Genomic DNA, 17,986 nt, shown 5'->3' on the forward strand with positions numbered 1-17,986 from the left:
GCATGACCGAGTTCCTGACCGCACCCTTCCCCATCCGCAGTGTCCTGATCGCCAACCGCGGCGAGATCGCCTGCCGCATCATCGCTACCTGCCGGCGCCTCGGCCTGCGCACGGTGGCTGTCTACTCCGATGCCGATGCCGGCGCGCTGCACGTGCGCCTGGCCGACGAGGCCCATCGCCTCGGACCGGCAGCGGCGTCCGAGAGTTATCTCAGTATAACCGCCATCATTGGTGCTGCCCGGGCCTCCGGCGCCGATGCCATCCACCCCGGCTACGGTTTCCTGTCCGAGAATGCCGCTTTTGTCCGCGCCTGCACCGAAGCCGGCCTGATCTTCGTCGGCCCCTCCGCCGGGGCGGTGCAGTCGATGGGCTCCAAGATCGAGGCCCGCCGCATTGCCGAGGCGGCCGGCGTCCCCGTGGTGCCGGGCTTCGACGGTGCCGGTGCTTCGACCGAAGACCTGGCCGCGGCGGCCGAACGCATCGGCTATCCGGTGATGGTCAAGGCCAGCGCCGGCGGCGGCGGTCGCGGCATGCGCCGGGTGGACCGCGCCGAAGCCTTGGCCGGCGCGCTGGCCAGCGCCCGTATCGAGGCCGGTTCTGCCTTCGGCGACGACACGGTGTTTCTGGAAAAGCTGATCCAGGCCCCCCGCCATCTGGAAGTTCAGGTGTTCGGCGACGGCAAGGGCAATGCCCTGCATTTCCATGAACGCGACTGCTCGGTACAGCGCAACCACCAGAAGGTCATCGAGGAGGCCCCCGCCCCCAACCTGCCCGACGCGGTGCGCGAAAAACTGTTCGCGAGCGCACTCAAGCTCACCCGCGCCATCAACTATGCCGGCGCCGGCACCGTCGAATTCATCATGGCGGCCGGCGGCAGCGAGCCCTACTTCCTGGAGATGAACACCCGCCTGCAGGTAGAGCATCCGGTCACGGAGAGCATCTGCGGCGTCGACCTGGTGGAATTCCAGTTGCGCCAGGCCGCCGGTCTGCCCCTGCCGCTCACCCAGGCGCAGATCGTGCCACGCGGCCACGCCATCGAAGTCCGGATCAATGCCGAACGGCCCGATGAAGGCTTCCTGCCCGCCATCGGCCGGTTCCATGATGTCGTGCCGCCGCCAGGCCTGCGCTTCGACAGCGGTGTGGCGGCCGGCTCCGAGGTCGGCACCAGTTATGATTCGATGCTCGCCAAGCTGATCGCCCATGGCGCCGACCGCGATGCCGCGCGACGGCGGCTGATTGCCGGCCTGGAGCAGCTGGCGATGCCCGGCGTCGCGGTGAACCAGGCCTTCCTCGTCGACTGCCTGCGGGCCGACGCCTTCGCCGAAGGACGGGCCACCACCGCTTTCCTGGAGGAGACATTCCCCGATGGCTGGCAGCCCGACGCGCGGCAATTGCTGACCCTGCGTGCCCAGGCGGCGACGACGCTGATCGATGATGCCGCGGGCGGTCCGCTACGTCGTACCGATGGCTTCCGCGTCACCCAGCCGCAACGCGCCGGAACCGTACCGCTGTTCGTGGAAGACGAATACGGCCACGCCGACCTGACCCTGCTGTTCGGCCCGCAGCGCGCGGTGCGGACCGGTGACGACATGGTCACCCTTGATGGCCCCTCCCCGGCGGTCTGGCGCGATGGCGAACGCATCCATGCCGTTGCCGGCGGTCTTGCCCTGACCCTGTCGGCGCGGCCGCTGTCGGAAGCGCGCGTCAATGCCCGTGCCGAAGGCCAGGCCGCCGGCCAGATCCTGGCGCCGCTGGCCGGTCTGGTCACCAAGGTCTACGTGGCGGCGGGCGATGACGTGAAGGCCGGCAATCCGCTGCTGGAAATGGAAGCCATGAAACTGGTTCACACATTGCTCGCGCCTTTCGACGGCAGGGTCGGCCGCGTCGCCTGCGCGGCCGGTGATATCCATGGCGCGAAGACGGTGTTGATCGAAATGGAGGAGGGTGTCTGATGGCCGGACTTTGGTTCGAGGAATTCGAGGACGGCATGGTCTTCGACCATGAATGGACCCGCACCATCAGCGAGACCGACAACCGGTGGTTCTCGCTGCTGACCATGAACACGCAGCCGGTCCACATCGACGTCCATGCCGCCGCCAAGTCGGTATGGGGCCGGCCGCTGGTGAATTCGCTGTTCACCCTCGGCTGCATGGTCGGCATGACGGTGAATGACACGACATTCGGGACCACCGTCGCCAACCTGGGCATGACGGACGTCCGCTTCCCCCATCCCCTGTTCGAGGGTGACACCATCCGCATGCGCACCACGGTGCTCGGCAAGCGCGAGAGCAAATCTCGCCCCAACGAAGGCATCGTCACGCTGCGTCACGAATGCTTCAACCAGGACGGCAAGCTGTGCGGCATCTGCGACCGCGCCGCCCTGATGATGAAACGGCCGGCCGCGTCGTGACCGGCCTGTCCGGGCAGCGCGTGCTGGTGACCGGAGGCACGGCTGGCATCGGCCTGGCGATCGCCCGCCGTGCCCTCGCCGATGGCGCCCGGGTGGTGATCGCCGGCCGCAATCCGCAGCGCGGCGCTGCAGCGCTGGCACGCCTGGACAACAGGCAGGCATGTTTCGTCCAGGGCGATGCCGGCGATCCCGCCAGCTGTGCCGCCCTGGTCGCCGAGGCCATCGGGCATCTCGGCGGCATTGATGCCCTGTTCAGTTGCAGCGGCGGCAATCCCATGCCGCGTCTGCTGAAAGACATCCCTCTGGAAGAGGTCATGGGCGAGGTCAGCCGCTCGCTGGCGCCGACCATCCTGCCGGCCCGGGCCGTCCTGCCGGTCATGACCGCCCAGGGCCGAGGCGCCATCGTCTGCATCGCCTCGGATGCCGGCAAGCTCGCCACCCCCGGCGAGGTGGCCATCGGCGCAGCCATGGCCGCCATCATCATGTTCTGCCGGGCCATGGCCTGTGAGGTGAAGCGCCAGGGCATCCGCGTGAACTGCCTGACGCCCTCCATCGTCGAGGGCACCGAGCTGCATGACAGCCTGATGGGCGATTCGTTCGCCGGCCGGCTGTTTGCCAAAGCCAAGACCCTGGCCCACCTGGGCGTGGTCCAGGCCGATGACATCGCAGAGGCGGCAGTCTTTCTGGCCGGTCCTAGGGCTGCCCGGATCACCGGCCAGACTCTCTCGGTCACGGGCGGCATCTCGGCCATCTGAGGGACTTCCGGTTGCTTGTAGCCAATATCGGTGAATCTCAGTAGAACAGGCTCAAACAAGAACACGACAAGAGAGGGCATGACTCATCACGACAGAGGATCGGACTGCGACATGAACATGAACGAGGAAACGGCCACGCGGGGCGTCCGCCAGCGCGTCAAGGCGGAGACGGCACGGGCAGAAATCCTGACTGCAGCCGCCCGCATGATGCGCCGGGTCGGTTATTCCGAAATGTCGCTGCGCGATCTGGCTGCCGAGGTGAACATGAAGGCCGGCAGCCTCTACTACCATTTCGCCTCGAAAGACGAACTGGCCACCGAGGTCATGCGGATCGGCGTCGAGGCCATCGAGGCCGTGGTCCGCAGGGGACTGGATGATGCCGCTGACCGGTCCCCGGCCGAGCGGCTGTCGATCGCCGTGCGCATCCATCTGGAAACCCTGCTGGAGAAGAGCGACTTCGTATCCTCCCATATCCGCTGTTATCCCTTCGTGCCTGAGGCCGTCCGCGAGCAGCTGCGCGACGTGCGCCGCAGTTATGACCAGGTCTGGGTGCAGCTGATCCGCGACTTCCTGGGCCCCGGCGCCACCAACGAAACCGTGCGCTATCTGCGTTTTGTGCTGATCGGCGCCCTGAACGGCTCGGTCGAGTGGTTCAACCCGAACCGGGACTCCGTCTCGGACTACGCCCGCACCATCGAGAAACTGCTGACCAGCCAGATGATCGCGAGCCGTTAGCCTTGTCATACCGCTCCTATCTTTTCGTGCCTGCCGACAGCCCCCGCAAGCTGGCGCGGGCCGCTGAGAGCGGCGCCGATGCCGTGATCCTCGATCTCGAGGATGCCGTGGCCCCGGCCAACAAGGCAGCCGCCCGGACCGGGGCAGCCCGTTTCCTGACCCAGCCCGCGCCCATGGCACGCTTCGTGCGCGTCAACGGCCTGACCACCAAGCTGACCGAGGACGATGTGGCCGCCACCGCGGCTGCCGGCCCGGACGGCTACGTCCTGCCCAAATGCGAAGGACCGGACGACATCGAGGCACTTGCGGCCTTGATCGCCAGACATGGCGGCACGGAGAGCATCGGCATCATGGCCATCGGCACCGAGACGGTGCGCGGCCTGCGCCGGCTGATGCGCGAGGACTGGAGCCATCCGCGCCTGACTGCCCTGACCTGGGGCGGGGAAGACCTGTCAGCCGATATGGGAGCCGAGCGCAATCGCGACGAGGCCGGCATGTATCTCGGACCGTTCCAGATGGCTCGCGACCAGACCCTGCTGGCCGCGATCGAGGCGGGTGTCTCCGCGGTGGATGCCGTCTTTACGGATTTCCGCGACGAAGCCGGGCTGATGCGCGAGGCGCGCGCGGCCAAGGCGCTGGGCTTCACCGGCAAGATGGCCATTCACCCGGCCCAGGTGCCGGTGATCCATGCCGCCTTCCGGCCGGAACCAGCCGAGGTGGATTGGGCCAGGGCCGTGATCGCGGCCCTGGACGTGACGGGCGAGGGAGTCGCCAGCCTGAATGGCGTGATGCTTGACCGCCCGCATCTCGTTCGGGCGCACAAGATACTCGAGCGTCACGCCAGATCCTGATCCCCGAACCGGGACGATCTGGGGCAAATCCTGTGTAATCAGGTGCTGTCCTGTACAATTCGCTGACCATTGACCTGTAGCGTCCGGCGCTACAGGTCAATGGTCAGCGACGGCGAGTGCGACCGCGCGCAGCACAGGGCGACCTGGGTTCTCCGCTCGCCATCGGACAGGATGAAGTCACGGTGGTCCGGTTCGCCGGCGGAATAGCCGACCACGCATTCGCCGCAGATGCCCTGTTCGCAGGATGTCGCGGTCGCGATGCCGGCCTGACGCAGGGCATCGGCAATCGACACACCGGGCGGCACGGCGATACGGGTGCCGCTGCGGGCCAGCACAACCTCGAAACCATCCGCAGCCGCCCCCTCGGCGGGCCGGTCGCCGGCCGGGGCCGCGAAGAATTCGGCATGTACCGTTCCCGGCGGCCACACCGCTGTCCGCTGTGCCACGGCCGCCATCAGCGCCGCCGGGCCGCAATGATAAAGATGCGTGCCTGCCGGCTGCGCCCCCGGCTGCAGCAGGTCGGCCAGGACCACGCGGAAGGCCGCTCCGTCGAAGAACAGATGCGCTGTGCCACGACGGGCCAGCCGGTCGATCTCGTCGCGAAAGGCCATTTTCCCGGCGCCGCGGGCGCAGTAGTACAGGCTGTAGTCCGCGCCCTGGCGCTCCAGCACATGCAGCATGGGGATCATCGGCGTGATGCCGATGCCGCCGGCCACCAGCAGGTGGTGGCCGGCCCGCATGTCAAGCGGGAAGCCGTTGCGCGGCGCGGATATCTCCAGCATGTCGCCGCAGCGCAGCGCATGAACGCTGCGCGAGCCGCCGCGGCCGTCGTCCTGCCGCAGCACCGCGATGCGGTAGCGGCTGCCGTCCGCCGGATCGCCGCACAGGGAATACTGCCGCACCATATCCGGAGGCAGGTGCAGATCGATATGCGCGCCGGCCTCGAACGGCGGCAGACCGCCGGCATCCGTCGCGGCCAGGTCGAGGATGTTGATCGCCTCCGCGGCATAGTCGATCCGCTGCAGGCGGACCTGCAGGCGCCGCGCTGCCGGCCCGGCCCCGCTGTCGGAACAGGCCCCTGTCATCATCATCGTCATTATGAGACCGCGTGGAAGACCCGGGTCGGGATGTCATTCAGCTCCTCGCAACCGGTTTCCGTTACCACCACGCCGCCGCCGATGTTGATGCGCCGGTTGCCCAGACAGGCATTGGGTTCGAGTTCAAGGGCCATGCCGGGCTGCAGCACCAGATCGGGACGGCGGATGCCGGCCCGGACCTGCCCCTCGATCCAGCCTTCACGGGTGTTGTCGAGCTGCTCCCGGTTCACCGGGGTGAAACCGGTGGAACCGAAGGTGAAGGTATGCAGCAGCGGCGTCTTGCTCCAGCAGCCGGCGTCGCGCAACGGTGCTTCCATGGCCGCAACCACCTCGCCGAACGTGATGCCCGGCCGCACGGCCCGCACACCGGCCTCATAGGACGCGCGGGCGACCGCCTCGCAGCGCAGCAGGTCGGCATGCAGCGGGCCGAGGGCGACGCACATCTGCACCTGGGCTTCCTGGCCGCCATAGATCGTGTGGATTTCCGCTTGCACCACATCGCCCGCCTGCAGGACGCGCGGCGCCTCGGCGCGCAGGGTCCAGCGCGGCACACCCCAGGCGATATTGTCCGGCCCCGACTGCAGGCTGAGAAACGGATAGCGCGTATCGCAGCCCCAGCGGTGGATTTCGCGCAGGGTTTCAGCATAGACCGCCGCCTCGCTGGCACCGGGGACTGCGGCAGCGGCCATCGCCTTGCAGGCTTCCTCGCTGACCCGTGCCGCGAACCGCAGCAGTCGCAGTTCGTCATCGCTCTTGACCAGGATGAAATCGGTGAGGTCCTGGGTGAAATCGACGAACGCGGCCTGCGGCAGGCCGGCGGTCAGGCTGCGATGGAAACCGAGCGGCAGCAGTCCTTCCATCTCGCCCGGTGCGGTCGGCCCGAAGCCGACCATGCCGATGCGCCCGCTGTCGAGTTTCCGTTCCGCCAGGATGGCGCCGATCCTGGCGCCGCCGTTGCCGATCCGGATATCGTCGATCCAGTTGTCGTAGCCGCGCCGGACGCTCTCGTATATCCGCGAAACCCGGGACGGCGAGAACGCCAGCATGACCGGGTCGCTGTCCAGCGGCAGGACCACGATGGCATCGAGGAAATCGTCGCTCAGATAACTTTCCAGACGCTCGCGGCCCTGGAAGCTGCCGACGACGATGGCATCGATGCCCCGGGCCCGCATGATCCGGCGCAGTCCGGCCCAGCGCCGGTCACGCTCGCGCAGCGGCAGGGTCGGACCGGCTTCCGGCACTGTCTCGATACGGGGGTTGCCGGTCGAACTCACACCTGCCGGCATGTCACACCCGCTTCAGGCCGTGCAGCGCCTTGCGCTGAATGTCGATTTCGACGTAGGGGCGGACGTCGACGACGCGGGCGCCCTCGCCCGCCGCCTCGCCGCCATTCCGCGGCGCCGGCTTGCCGGCCAGGCCCCAGGTGCGCGGAATGATGCGGTGGTCGCGCTGCCAGCCCTTGAGCGGCTTGCCATCGAGCAGCAGGCCCATTTCGCGGCGCCACAGCTTGCGGATTACGGCAATGCCGATATCGGCACGCCCGAGGCGCTCGGCATGCCGGTCGGCGAAGCGGCCCTGGCCGAGCTGGGCGATATCATCCTGCAGGCGGACCAGATCGACGCGGCTGTAATCGATGTCGCGGATCGCGACCATGCCGGACAGCACCTGTTCGCAGGCATCCTGGTGCGGCAGGTCGATTTCCGTGCGCCGCTTCTGCCGGCGGGCATGGACCCGCTCGGCCGCCTCGCCGGTCACCGGCACCCTATGCAGGCTGAACTGCACATGGCGCTCGTCATCGATCGGCACCCACCAGAACAGCGATTCCTGCCAGCCGATATCCGGGTCGGTGGGCAGGGCATTCATGTAGAAGATGTTCGGCATGCCGAACTGCTGGATGCGCAGCTGGCCGTCCGACCGGGTGAACGTATAGGTGATGCCCCAGTCGGATTCCTCCGCCTGCAGGCTGCGCCCGAGGCCGATGCCATTGAAGGCCGCCTGGTTGTCGCCATGGGTGAAGCCGACATGGCTCATGTCCAGGGCATTTTCCAGATTCTGGAAATAATTGCATTTCCGCATGTAGGAATCGATCTCGAGCAAGCCGTCAAAATGCTCGAACTCCGGATACCGCGGGAGGTCCGGCGCGGTGCCTTCGCCAAAATAGGCAAAAACCAGGCCGAGATATTCGCGCACCGGCCGGGACTCCAGTCGGACCTTGCCGCAGAACGAGGATTCCTCGGCCGGCTGTTCGAGGCAGGCGCCGTCGCCGGAAAATTTCCAGCCGTGATAGAAGCAGCGCAGGGCATCGCCCTCGACCCAGGCGCTGGAGAGCTGCATGCCGCGATGCGGACAGCGGGCATCGACCAGGAAAACCTGGCCGCTGTCGCCGCGATACAGCGTGAAATCATCGCCCATGATCCGCAGCGGCACCGGCCGGCCCTGCACAAGGTCGCAGGAGTGATAGACCGGTTGCCAGAATTGCCGCAGGTAGCGGCCGGCCGGCGTACCGGCACCGGTCGCGACATAATCATCCTTCTGCAGGGCCGGAGCGGCCTGGATTGCAGCCTGGGTCATGACGTCTTTCCTCAAAAAAATGGTCTGCGGATCAGGGCGATGGGATTCAGTCTTTTACCCGGCCGAGCTTGCCCAGCGCGTAGTCGATGAACCGGCTATCGATCATCTTGTCGACGTCGACCTTCTTCTTCACCGCCTCGTAGCGGGCATACCAGTCCTGCTGGTCGACCAGGCTCGGCTTGGACAGCTCGGCATTGGGGTCCATGTAACTCCACTGCATTTCGTCATAGACTGCCTTGTCCTTCAGCATGGTGTGCTTGGTCAGGATGTCGATGACGGCAGCTCTCTCCTTGCCGCCCTTCATGGCATCATAGTAGTCGCGCACGCCGCGCAGGTAGGCGACGGTAAATGCCTTGGCCTGCTCGGGATTGGCGTCGGTCCAGTCCTTGCTGTAGAGGATGACGGAGACTTCCAGCGGCGGATTGCGCAGCACGTCCGCCGCCCGCTTGAAGGCTATCGCCGTTTTCCGCTGGCTGTAGCGCGCCGCGAAAGGCTCGGTGACAAGCCCGGCATCGATCGCCTTGCTGTCCAGCGCCTGCCCCATGTCCGGCCACGACATGTAGATGATCTTGACGTCGCCGATGCTCATGCCGACGGAGTCCATCATACGCCCCATCATGTAGTGAAGGGCACCGTAGGGTGCATTCACCGCGATCGTCTTGCCCTTCAGGTCGGCAAGCGACGTCACGGATGACTGCAGGTCGGTGCGCAGCAGCAGGGTATCGCTGGAGAACCCGGGCATGTCGCGCGTGCGCGCCATGGCGATCCGCACCGGCCAGTCGCGGTCGAAGGCATTGAACAATCCGGCGCTGGGCCCGCCGCCGGCGACCTGGATCTGGTTGGTCGACAGCGGCGCCGTGGCATCGGCGGCAGAGCGGAAACGCTGCAGCTTCACCTCGACCTTCTCGGCGGCGAAATAGCCGCGGTCCACGCCGATGAAGAACGGCGCATCCGCCGTGATCCCGAGCTCGCCGACCGTCACCGGCTGTGCACGAGCCGGCAGTCCGCCCGCCAGCACGGCCGCCGCCGCCAGAGTCGCCAATCCGACATACGCTGCGATTTTCATGCCTACCCCCTTGCTTTCGATTGCTCCGGCCCCGTCAGTGGTCGTGCCGCCGCCAGGGGATCAGGAACCGTTCGATCTCCCTGAGTATGAAACTGGCGACAAGGCCTAGAATGGTGATGACAATGATGCCGACGAACATGTTCTCGATGACCAGCGTCTGCCACGACGTCCAGATCAGGTAGCCGATGCCGGCCCGCGAGGCGACGAATTCAGCACCGACCAGGACGATGAAGGCGACTCCGAGGCTGATGCGCAGACCCGCGAAAATGGTGGGCAGTGCGCCGGGCAGGATCACACGACGGAACAGCTTCAGCCATGGCGTGTTGTAGTTCTTCGCGACATCGAGGTAGATGCGATCGATCCCCATCACGCCGACCGTGGTGTTGATCGCGACCAGAAAGAAGACCGCGACGGCGACGACGGCAATCTTCGAGCCGTCGCCGATGCCGAACATCAGCATCAGCAGCGGCAGGATGGCGATCTTGGGCACCGGACAAATCGCCGCGATCAGCGGATCGAGGATTGCCCGGACGAAGCGGTTCAACCCCATCAGCATGCCGATCAGGATGCCGGGGATGGCCCCGAGCGCGAAGCCGATCACCAGCCGGTACAGGCTGACCGCCGTATGGGTAAGCAGTTCGCCGCTCAGCAGCAGGTCCCAGCCGCTGCGGAAGATCTGCACCGGTGACGGCACGTAACGGGCATCGATCACCCCGGCATTGGACAGGATCTGCCAGATCAGCAGGATGCCGACCGGCGAGGCGATCGTCAGCAGACGTTCCTGGGTCGATTTTGCCAGCTTCATGCGTCGCCCTCCTCGATCTGGCGGGCAGACTGGACTTCCTCTTCCAGGCTGCGCCAGATCCGCAGGGACAGTTCGCCGAACCGGGGATCGGCACGCAGTTCCGGCACCGAGCGCGGCCGGGCAAACGGCACCGTCACCACTTCCTTGATCCGCCCGGGATTGGCCGCCATCACGACGATACGGTCGCCGAGCACGAGGGCTTCGTCGATCGAATGGGTGATGAACACCACGGTCTTGCGCTGCTGTTCCCACAGCCGCAGCAGTTCGCCCTGCATCAGGATGCGATTCTGGGCGTCGAGCGCCGCGAAGGGCTCATCCATCAGCAGGATTTCCGGATCGGTGACGAAGGCACGGGCCAGGCTGACCCGCTGCCGCATGCCGCCGGACAGCTGGTGCGGATAATGGTCGCGGAACTTCAGCAGTCCGATCATTTTCAGGAAGGGTTCGACCGCCAGCCGACGCTCGCGGCGGCGCATGCCGCGCATTTCCAGGCCGTAGGCCACGTTGTCCATCACCGTCAGCCACGGAAACAGTCCATGTTCCTGGAACACCATGGCATTCAGCGGTCGGTCACCGCCGCCGGACGGCACGATATGGATGTGGCCGGCCGTCGGCGTCTCGAGGCCGGCCATGATGCGCAGCGCCGTGGTCTTGCCGCAGCCGCTCGGTCCGACCACGCAGATGAATTCGCCGTCCTGTATGGTCAGGGAGAAATCGGCAAGTGCGGTGAAGCGCCGGGCGCCTTCGCCGAAGGATTTTTCCAGCCGGTCTATCGTGACCTTGCTGCGTACCGTCTGCCCCGCCTGTTCGTCCGGCATGTACAACGCACCCATGCTGCTCGCCCGCCTCGCCGGAAGTCTGTGGTCCGGCCTCCACGCTTGGTATACTTTATCATCAAGTTGTATTTAGCAACTATTTTCTTTTGAGTCGATATGAGCTACGAAAGGCGCCAGGGTCTTTCCCGCAATGCGCGCCGAAGCCGGCATGTGCGGTTGTGGTTCCGGAGCAAGGCAGGACGATGCAGAAGCCGAAGACAGTGAAAAGCGCGGGTGCGGCCCGCGCCGCCGTGGGCGGAACCGCACAGACGCGCAAGTCGGCGATCCGGCTGGACAACAACCTGTCCTACAAGCTGTCGATGCTGAATTTCCTGATGGTGAAGGCGACAGCCCGCATCTACACCTCGAAGAATCTCAATGCCCATCAGTGGAAAGTGCTGAGCGTGCTCTATGCCCACCAGCCGATGCCGGCGTCGGATATCCTGAAATGGGTCACGCTCGACAAGGCCGCGATCTCCCGCGCGGTGCAGCAGCTGCAGCGGCTGGAGCTGATCGAGCGCAAGCTGCATCCGGTGGACGGCCGCGCCGTGAACATCAGCCTGAGCGAGCGCGGGCGGCAGATGTATGCCCGCATGGCCGAGGACATGAGCCGGCTGCAGGCCGAGCTGCTGGCCGGCCTCGGCGAAAAAAAGACGCAGATTCTGTTCGATGCCTTCAGCGAGATCGAACAGCGGCTGCGCGGCATGGCGCTGAAAACCCCGGGCTGACCGACGGCGACCGCCATTATACGGGTTGGGGCTTCACTCGTCGGTTTTGTTCTGCGGCCCCTCGTAGGTATAGCCGACGGCCGGCGGCACCGGCCCCTTGATCCGGCCGCCCTGCTGGGTCTGCTCCCAGGCATGGGCAAGGATGCCGACCGAACGCGACAGCACGAACAGGCCGCGCCCCAGTTCCGGCGGCACGCCCAGCTCGGCAAAGATGACCGCCGTGGCACCGTCAATATTCATCGGCAGCACCGTCTTTTTCTGATCGCCGAGCCAGGCCTCGATCCCGCGCCCGATGGCGACGAAGCGTCCGGAGACCTCGTCGCGCGCCGCCGCGGCCTCGGTCAGCGCCAGCAGCTTCACCGCGCGCGGATCGCGTTTGTGAAAACGGTGACCGAAGCCCGGGATATTGCGGCGCTTGTCGAGATAGGGCCGCAGGACCTGCTCGACGGCATCGGGGATCGCCATCCCGGCCTGCTGCCGTTCATCGACTGCGGCATAGATCGTCAGGCATTCCTGCCCGGCGCCGCCATGCACGTCGCCCAGCACGTTGATCGCCGAGGCCATGGCGCTGTTCAGCCCCACGCCACAGGTCGCCGCCATGCGGGCGATCGAGATCGACGGCGCCAGCGGACCGTGATCCACGGCCGCCACCAAAGCCGCCTGCAGCAAATCGCGGCGGCCGGGAGCCAGCTTTTCGCCGGCCACCATCAGCCAGATCATCTCGACGAAATCCAGCCGGCCGATCAGGTCCTGGATCGGATAGCCGCGGATGTCGATGCGGCCGGGCTCGATATCGATGATGCTGGTGCGCCACCAGGCGCGGGAATCTTGTGTCGGGTCCGCCATGGTGCGCTGGCCTCCGGGCTCAGTAGGACGCCTGCAGGATCGTCAGGTAATCCGCCTCCTGCAGCGGCCGCGGGTTGGTCTTGTGGGCGTTGTCGCCGAGTGCAGCGGCGGCAATCGCCGGCAGCGTCGTTTCATCCACGCCGATCTCGCGCAGGCCGGCCGGAATGCCGATCCGCCGGTTCAGTGCAAGGAAGAACCCGGCAAGGTCGGCGCCGGCGGCAAGGCCGGCCCGGCGGCAGATCTCGCCGGCCTTGCTGCCAAGATGATCCCGATTATAAGCCAGCACATGGGGCAGCAGGATGGCGTTGAGAGTGCCGTGGTGGAATCCATGGGCGCCAAGCGGATGCGACAGGGCATGCACCGCGCCCATGCCCTTCTGGAAACTGATCGCGCCTTCCAGCGAGCCCATCATCATGTTCCAGCGTGCCGCGCGGTCCTGCCCGTTGACGACCGCGCGCTCGATATGGCGCAGGATACGCTCCATGCCGTCCAGCGAGATGGCATCGGCCGGCGGATTGATGGTCGGCGAACAATAGGTCTCGATGCAATGCGACAGGGCATCCATGCCCGTCGTCGCCGTGATCCGCGGCGGCAGGCCAAGGGTCAGTTCCGGATCGCAGATCGCCAGGCTGACGACATCCGGGCAGCGCACGCCGGCCTTGATGCCATTGTCGAACACGATCACCGCCGAACGGCCGACTTCGCTGCCGGTCCCCGCCGTCGTCGGCATCAGCACCAGCGGCGGCGCGTTGCGGATCGGCTTCGGTGCGGCATGGCGGTTGCAGTAATCCCACAGCGGCGGCGGATTGGCGGCCAGGATGGCGATGGCCTTGGCCAGGTCGAGTGCGGCGCCGCCGCCGATGCCGACGATGCCGTCACAGGTCCCGTCACGGAACCGTCCGGCGCCGGCCAGTGCTGCCGCCTCGGTCGGATTGACCGGCGTATCGTCGAAAACGGTGAAGTTATCGGTCGCCGGCATCGCCTCGATCGCCTGGGCCAGCACGCCGGCGGCCACCACGCCCTTGTCGGTCACATACAGCGGGCGCTTTACGCCCAGGCGCGCCAGTTCCTCCGGCAGCCGGCGACGCTCGCCATCGCCGAAATGAACTGTGGTGAGGAACTGCAGGACACTCATGTCAGGCGGCCGGATCGAGGTCGCTGCCGGCGACGCGCTGGGTTACCGACTTGGTGACCAGATAGGCATCAAGGCCTTCGGTGCCGCCTTCGGATCCGTAACCGCTTTCCTTGACGCCGCCGAAGGGCGAGGCCGGCGTGGAAACGGAGAAATAGTTGACGCAGACCATGCCGGCCTCCAGCGCTTCGCTCATCGCCGCGCTGCGCGCCAGCGACTTCGTCATCACATAGGCGGCAAGGCCGTAGGGCAGCGCGTTCACCTTCTGCTGCACCTCGTCGACGCTACGGAACGACGTAATCGGGGCGATCGGGCCGAACGGCTCTTCCGACATGATTTGCGCCGTATCCGGCACATCCGAAAACACGGTCGGCTGGAAGAAATAGCCCTTGTTGCCGATGCGGCCGCCGCCGCATTGCAGGCGGGCGCCGCTGGCCCGCGTGTCGGCGACCAGGGCCTCGATGGCATGCAGACGGCGCTGGTTGGCCAGCGGCCCCATCTGGCTGGCCGGATCGAGGCTGTCGCCGCAGCGGATCGCCTGCGCAGCCGCCGTGAAGGCTGCCACGAACCGGTCGTACACTTTTTCCTGCACATAGAACCGGGTCGGACTGGTGCAGACCTGGCCGGCATTGCGGAACTTCGAGGCCACCGCCTGCTGGGCTGCCTTGTCGGCATCGACATCGTCGAACACCACCACCGGGGCATGGCCGCCGAGTTCCATGGTCGCCCGCTTCACACCATCGGCGGCCAGATGCAGCAGCTGCTTGCCGACCGCCGTCGAGCCGGTGAACGAGATTTTACGGATCACCGGCGAGGCAATCAGGTGGGCCGAAATCTGGCGCGGATCGCCATAGACCAGGTTCAGCACATTGGCCGGCAGGCCGGCCTCGACAAACGCCTTCACCAGCTCGATGGCGGTAAACGGCGTCTCTTCTGCCGGCTTCAGGATCAGCGAGCAGCCGGCGGCCAGCGCGCCGGCGATCTTGCGGGCGGGCGTCAGCGCCGGAAAATTCCACGGCGAGAAGCTCGCCACCGGGCCGATCGGTTCGCGGCGGACGAACTGAGAGACGCCCTTCACCTTCTCGGCCAGCACGCGGCCGTAGCCGCGGGTCGCTTCTTCGGCCATCCATTCGATGTTGTCGGCACTGGTAGAGACCTCGCCGGCGGCCTCGGCGACCGGCTTGCCCTGCTCGATTGCCATCAGCCGGGCAATCTCGTCGCGCCGGGAGCGGATGATCTCGACGGCACGACGCATGATTTTGCCACGCTCGTAGGGCGACACCGCCCGCCAGGTACGAAACCCCTCGGTCGCCGCTGCCAGCGCGCGATCCAGCTGCATGGCGTCGACGCCACGCCCTCTGCCGACGACCTCTTCCGTCGACGGGTTGACCACCGTCAGTTCGGCGGCATTGCCGCTGCACCATTCGCCGGCGATATGGGACTGCACTTCGGACATGGCTTTCGACTCTTGCGAAGATGAAACAGGATCAGGTGCGGATACGGACCAGCTGCTTGCCGATATTGCCGCCGCGCAGCATGTCGATGAAAGCCTGCGGCGCATTCTCCAGACCATCGGTGATGGTCTCGCGATACTTCAACTGTCCGGCGGCATAGGCGGCGGCCAGTTCCTCGGTAGCCGCCGGCCAGAGGTCGCGATGGTCGGACAGCACGAAACCACGGATGGTGACCCGCCGGTTGAACACCTCGCGGTAATTGGCGATCCGGTAGGGCTCGGTCGCATTATACTGCGACACCAGGCCACAGAGCGGAACCCGTGCGAAGTTGTTCAGCAGCGGCAGCACCGTATCGAGGATGGGGCCGGCGACATTGTCGAAATAGACATCGATGCCCTTCGGCACCGCGGCCGCCAGTTCGCTGGCAAAATCCGGCGACTTGTAATCGACGCAGGCGTCGAAACCGAATTCCCGGGTGACGATGGCGCATTTCGCCTTGCCGCCGGCAATGCCGACCGCCCGGCAGCCACGGCGCCGGGCCAGCTGGCCAACGACACTGCCCACCGCGCCGGAAGCCGCGGATACCACCACCGTCTCGCCCGCCTTCGGCTGGCCGAAATGCATCAGGCCGACCCAGGCGGTGATGCCGGTCGAGCCGAGCGAGCCGAGATAGGCCGTTGGCGGCGCAGCATTGATATCGATCTTCTGCAGGTCGGCAGCAGCGGCGATGCTGTAATCCTGCCAGCCGAGCCGGCCCACGACCCAGTCCCCGGTCTTGAAATCGGGAATATTGCTCTCGACGACCTGGCCCACCGTGCGGCCGACCATGATTTCACCGATCTTCATGACCGGCGCGTAGGAATCCTTCGCCTCCATCCGCATGCGGATATAGGGGTCGACCGAGACATAGTCGTTGCGGATCAGGGCCTGGCCGGGCCCTGGCCGGCCGATATCTCCCTCGACAAGGTCGAAACAGCCGAGATCCGGCTCGCCGACCGGCCGTTTGGCATAGACGATCTGGCGGTTGCGCATCGGTGCCGTCATAGCTGGCCCTCACTCACGGTGCTTGCTTCCTTCGGCTGCCAGAACAGCAGGCGGCGCTCGACCAGCCCGACGACAGCATCGAGGCCAATGGCGAAAAACGTCAGAACGATCACCCCGGCGAAAACGGCGTGGATGTTGAAGGTACCCTCGGCCTGCAGGATCAGATAGCCGACACCGGCTTCGGACCCCATGTATTCACCGATCACCGCGCCGACGAAGGCCATGCCGACCGCGATGTGCAGGCTGGAGAACACCCAGCTCGTCGCCGACGGCAGATAGACGGTGCGCAGCAGCTGCTTCTTGGTCGCGCCGAGCATGCGGGAATTGGCCAGGACCACCGGGCTGACCTCGCGCACGCCCTGGTAGACATTGAAGAAGACGACGAAGAAGACGAGCGTGACGCCGAGCGCGATCTTGGACAGCATGCCAAGCCCGAACCAGACAGCGAAGATCGGCGCCAGAATGACACGCGGCATCGAGTTGAAGGCGTTGATATAGGGTGCGGCGAGCGCCGAGGCGGTCGGGTTGAGCGCCAGCCACAGGCCGGTGACAAGGCCGAGGCCCGAGCCGACGACAAAGGCGACAGCGGTCTCCACCAGCGTGATCCAGAGATGGCGGTAGATTTCGCCCGAGACGAACCAGTCGACAATCGTGCCGAACACGATGACCGGATCGCCGAAGAAGAACGGCGGCAGGATGCCGGTACTGGTCAGCAGTTTCCACAGCGCCAGCAGGCCGCCAAGCAGGACCAGGTGATAGACCGGCAAGGTGGCGCGGCGCGGTCGCAGGAAGGCCCAGAGCGAGCTCCGCGCGGCCGGGGTGGTCGATTCAGCGGCGGCTTTGTGCATAGCCCTTGAGAACCTCTTCCTTCATGGCAGCCCAGATTTCGCTGTGCAGGCGCGCGAAACCGGCAGTGTCGCGGATTTCGGCAACATCGCGCGGCCGCGGCAGGTCGATATGGAAATCGCCGATCGGATGCGTGCCCGGCCCGGCCGACAGCACGACGACGCGGTCGGACATTGCGATGGCCTCGTCCAGGTCATGGGTGATGAACAATACCGACTTGCGATCCGCCGACCACAGATCGAGCAGCTCGTTCTCCATCAGCTGGCGGGTCTGGATGTCGAGCGCACTGAACGGCTCGTCCATCAGGATGATCTTCGGGTCCATGATCAGCATCTGCGCCAGTGCGACGCGCTTGCGCATGCCGCCCGAGAGATGATGCGGATAGGTCTTCTCGAAACCGCGCAGGCCGACCCGGGCCAGCCACTGCATGGCCCGCTCGGTCGCTTCCTTGCGATCGATGCCGGCATATTCGAGGCCGGCAAGGACATTCTCGAGCGCGCTGCGCCAGGGCATCAGTGCATCGGCCTGAAACATGTAGCCGGCCTGGCGATTGATCCCCTGCAGCGGCTCGCCGAAGATTTCGATCCGGCCCGTGGTCGGCTGCATCAGGCCCGAAGCGACATTCAGCAGCGTGGACTTGCCGCATCCTGTCGGCCCGACGACGGAGACGAACTCGCCGGGCTCGATCAGGATGGTGGTGTCCTTGACCGCCGTATAGAGCCCACCGGACCTTCCCCTTGCGGGGAAGGTGCAGCTTACATTGTGCAGGGCAACGGCGGGGATTGAGGTGGACGGCCGCCGCAAAGCGACCGCTTCAACGGCAGCAGCCAT

General features: G+C 66.0%; 18 protein-coding genes. 6 read left to right on the forward strand and 12 right to left on the reverse strand.

The annotated features are described in order from the left end of the window. Positions 1-2: 2 nt before the first annotated feature. From ACFOOQ_RS01920 to ACFOOQ_RS01940, 5 genes are all read left to right on the forward strand, one after another. Positions 3-1,952, forward strand: a complete 1,950-nt coding sequence (locus ACFOOQ_RS01920) for an acetyl/propionyl/methylcrotonyl-CoA carboxylase subunit alpha (RefSeq protein ID WP_379720958.1) — start codon at positions 3-5, stop codon at positions 1,950-1,952. Beyond that, a complete protein-coding gene (locus ACFOOQ_RS01925; RefSeq protein ID WP_379720961.1) occupies positions 1,952-2,410 on the forward strand; it encodes a MaoC family dehydratase in 459 nt (152 codons plus the stop codon). The genes ACFOOQ_RS01920 and ACFOOQ_RS01925 overlap by 1 nt, the downstream gene beginning before the upstream one ends. Continuing rightward, entirely contained in the window at positions 2,407-3,165 is a 759-nt protein-coding gene (locus ACFOOQ_RS01930) for an SDR family NAD(P)-dependent oxidoreductase (protein WP_379720964.1), read from the forward strand. Before ACFOOQ_RS01925 ends, ACFOOQ_RS01930 begins: the two co-directional genes overlap by 4 nt. Before the next feature lie 111 nt (positions 3,166-3,276). Next, positions 3,277-3,900 carry a TetR/AcrR family transcriptional regulator gene (locus tag ACFOOQ_RS01935; protein WP_379720967.1) on the forward strand — a complete coding sequence of 208 codons (624 nt, stop codon included), beginning with the start codon at positions 3,277-3,279 and terminating at the stop codon, positions 3,898-3,900. After that, a complete protein-coding gene (locus tag ACFOOQ_RS01940; RefSeq protein ID WP_449265792.1) occupies positions 3,813-4,751 on the forward strand; it encodes an HpcH/HpaI aldolase/citrate lyase family protein in 939 nt (312 codons plus the stop codon). The genes ACFOOQ_RS01935 and ACFOOQ_RS01940 overlap by 88 nt, the downstream gene beginning before the upstream one ends. An 89-nt stretch (positions 4,752-4,840) precedes the next feature. Here ACFOOQ_RS01940 and ACFOOQ_RS01945 read toward each other — a convergent pair whose 3' ends face one another. Genes ACFOOQ_RS01945 through ACFOOQ_RS01970 form a run of 6 tightly spaced genes read right to left on the reverse strand, consistent with a single transcriptional unit; the run spans position 4,841 to position 11,123 of the window. Beyond that, a complete protein-coding gene (locus ACFOOQ_RS01945) occupies positions 4,841-5,842 on the reverse strand; it encodes a PDR/VanB family oxidoreductase (protein WP_379720973.1) in 1,002 nt (333 codons plus the stop codon). Between the two features lie 5 nt (positions 5,843-5,847). After that, the gene (locus ACFOOQ_RS01950) at positions 5,848-7,134 is read right to left on the reverse strand and encodes a M24 family metallopeptidase (RefSeq protein ID WP_379720976.1); all 1,287 of its coding nucleotides are present in this window, start codon (positions 7,132-7,134) and stop codon (positions 5,848-5,850) included. Position 7,135: 1 nt separating this feature from the next. Further along, complete coding sequence (locus tag ACFOOQ_RS01955; protein ID WP_379720979.1) at positions 7,136-8,419, reverse strand: Rieske 2Fe-2S domain-containing protein; 1,284 nt, start codon at positions 8,417-8,419, stop codon at positions 7,136-7,138. 46 nt (positions 8,420-8,465) lie between these two features. After that, positions 8,466-9,485 carry an ABC transporter substrate-binding protein gene (locus tag ACFOOQ_RS01960; RefSeq protein ID WP_379720982.1) on the reverse strand — a complete coding sequence of 340 codons (1,020 nt, stop codon included), beginning with the start codon at positions 9,483-9,485 and terminating at the stop codon, positions 8,466-8,468. Positions 9,486-9,519: 34 nt separating this feature from the next. Next, positions 9,520-10,290, reverse strand: a complete 771-nt coding sequence (locus ACFOOQ_RS01965; RefSeq protein WP_379720985.1) for an ABC transporter permease — start codon at positions 10,288-10,290, stop codon at positions 9,520-9,522. Next, a complete protein-coding gene (locus ACFOOQ_RS01970; protein WP_379720988.1) occupies positions 10,287-11,123 on the reverse strand; it encodes an ABC transporter ATP-binding protein in 837 nt (278 codons plus the stop codon). The genes ACFOOQ_RS01965 and ACFOOQ_RS01970 overlap by 4 nt, the downstream gene beginning before the upstream one ends. A gap of 185 nt (positions 11,124-11,308) precedes the next feature. Between ACFOOQ_RS01970 and ACFOOQ_RS01975 the strand changes: the two genes are divergently transcribed. After that, positions 11,309-11,833 (forward strand): MarR family winged helix-turn-helix transcriptional regulator, encoded by a 525-nt coding sequence (locus ACFOOQ_RS01975; RefSeq protein WP_379720991.1) that lies wholly within the window; start codon positions 11,309-11,311, stop codon positions 11,831-11,833. 33 nt (positions 11,834-11,866) lie between these two features. Here the strand turns inward: ACFOOQ_RS01975 and ACFOOQ_RS01980 are convergent, their stop codons facing one another. From ACFOOQ_RS01980 to ACFOOQ_RS02005, 6 genes are read right to left on the reverse strand one after another with little or no spacing between them, the layout of a single operon-like run. Beyond that, positions 11,867-12,679, reverse strand: coding sequence for a citryl-CoA lyase (locus ACFOOQ_RS01980; RefSeq protein WP_379720994.1), 813 nt, complete (start codon positions 12,677-12,679; stop codon positions 11,867-11,869). A gap of 19 nt (positions 12,680-12,698) precedes the next feature. Continuing rightward, complete coding sequence (locus tag ACFOOQ_RS01985) at positions 12,699-13,814, reverse strand: iron-containing alcohol dehydrogenase (RefSeq protein WP_379720997.1); 1,116 nt, start codon at positions 13,812-13,814, stop codon at positions 12,699-12,701. A gap of 1 nt (position 13,815) precedes the next feature. Then, complete coding sequence (locus tag ACFOOQ_RS01990) at positions 13,816-15,267, reverse strand: NAD-dependent succinate-semialdehyde dehydrogenase (protein WP_379721000.1); 1,452 nt, start codon at positions 15,265-15,267, stop codon at positions 13,816-13,818. 31 nt (positions 15,268-15,298) lie between these two features. After that, positions 15,299-16,309 (reverse strand): NADP-dependent oxidoreductase, encoded by a 1,011-nt coding sequence (locus ACFOOQ_RS01995; RefSeq protein ID WP_379721003.1) that lies wholly within the window; start codon positions 16,307-16,309, stop codon positions 15,299-15,301. After that, positions 16,306-17,157, reverse strand: coding sequence for an ABC transporter permease (locus ACFOOQ_RS02000; RefSeq protein WP_379721006.1), 852 nt, complete (start codon positions 17,155-17,157; stop codon positions 16,306-16,308). Before ACFOOQ_RS02000 ends, ACFOOQ_RS01995 begins: the two co-directional genes overlap by 4 nt. Continuing rightward, on the reverse strand, positions 17,138-17,986 hold the full coding sequence (locus ACFOOQ_RS02005) for an ABC transporter ATP-binding protein (RefSeq protein ID WP_379721009.1): 849 nt from the start codon (positions 17,984-17,986) through the stop codon (positions 17,138-17,140). Before ACFOOQ_RS02005 ends, ACFOOQ_RS02000 begins: the two co-directional genes overlap by 20 nt.

The sequence above is a fragment of the Ferrovibrio xuzhouensis genome (assembly GCF_042648965.1).
GTDB classification, from domain to species: domain Bacteria; phylum Pseudomonadota; class Alphaproteobacteria; order Ferrovibrionales; family Ferrovibrionaceae; genus Ferrovibrio; species Ferrovibrio xuzhouensis.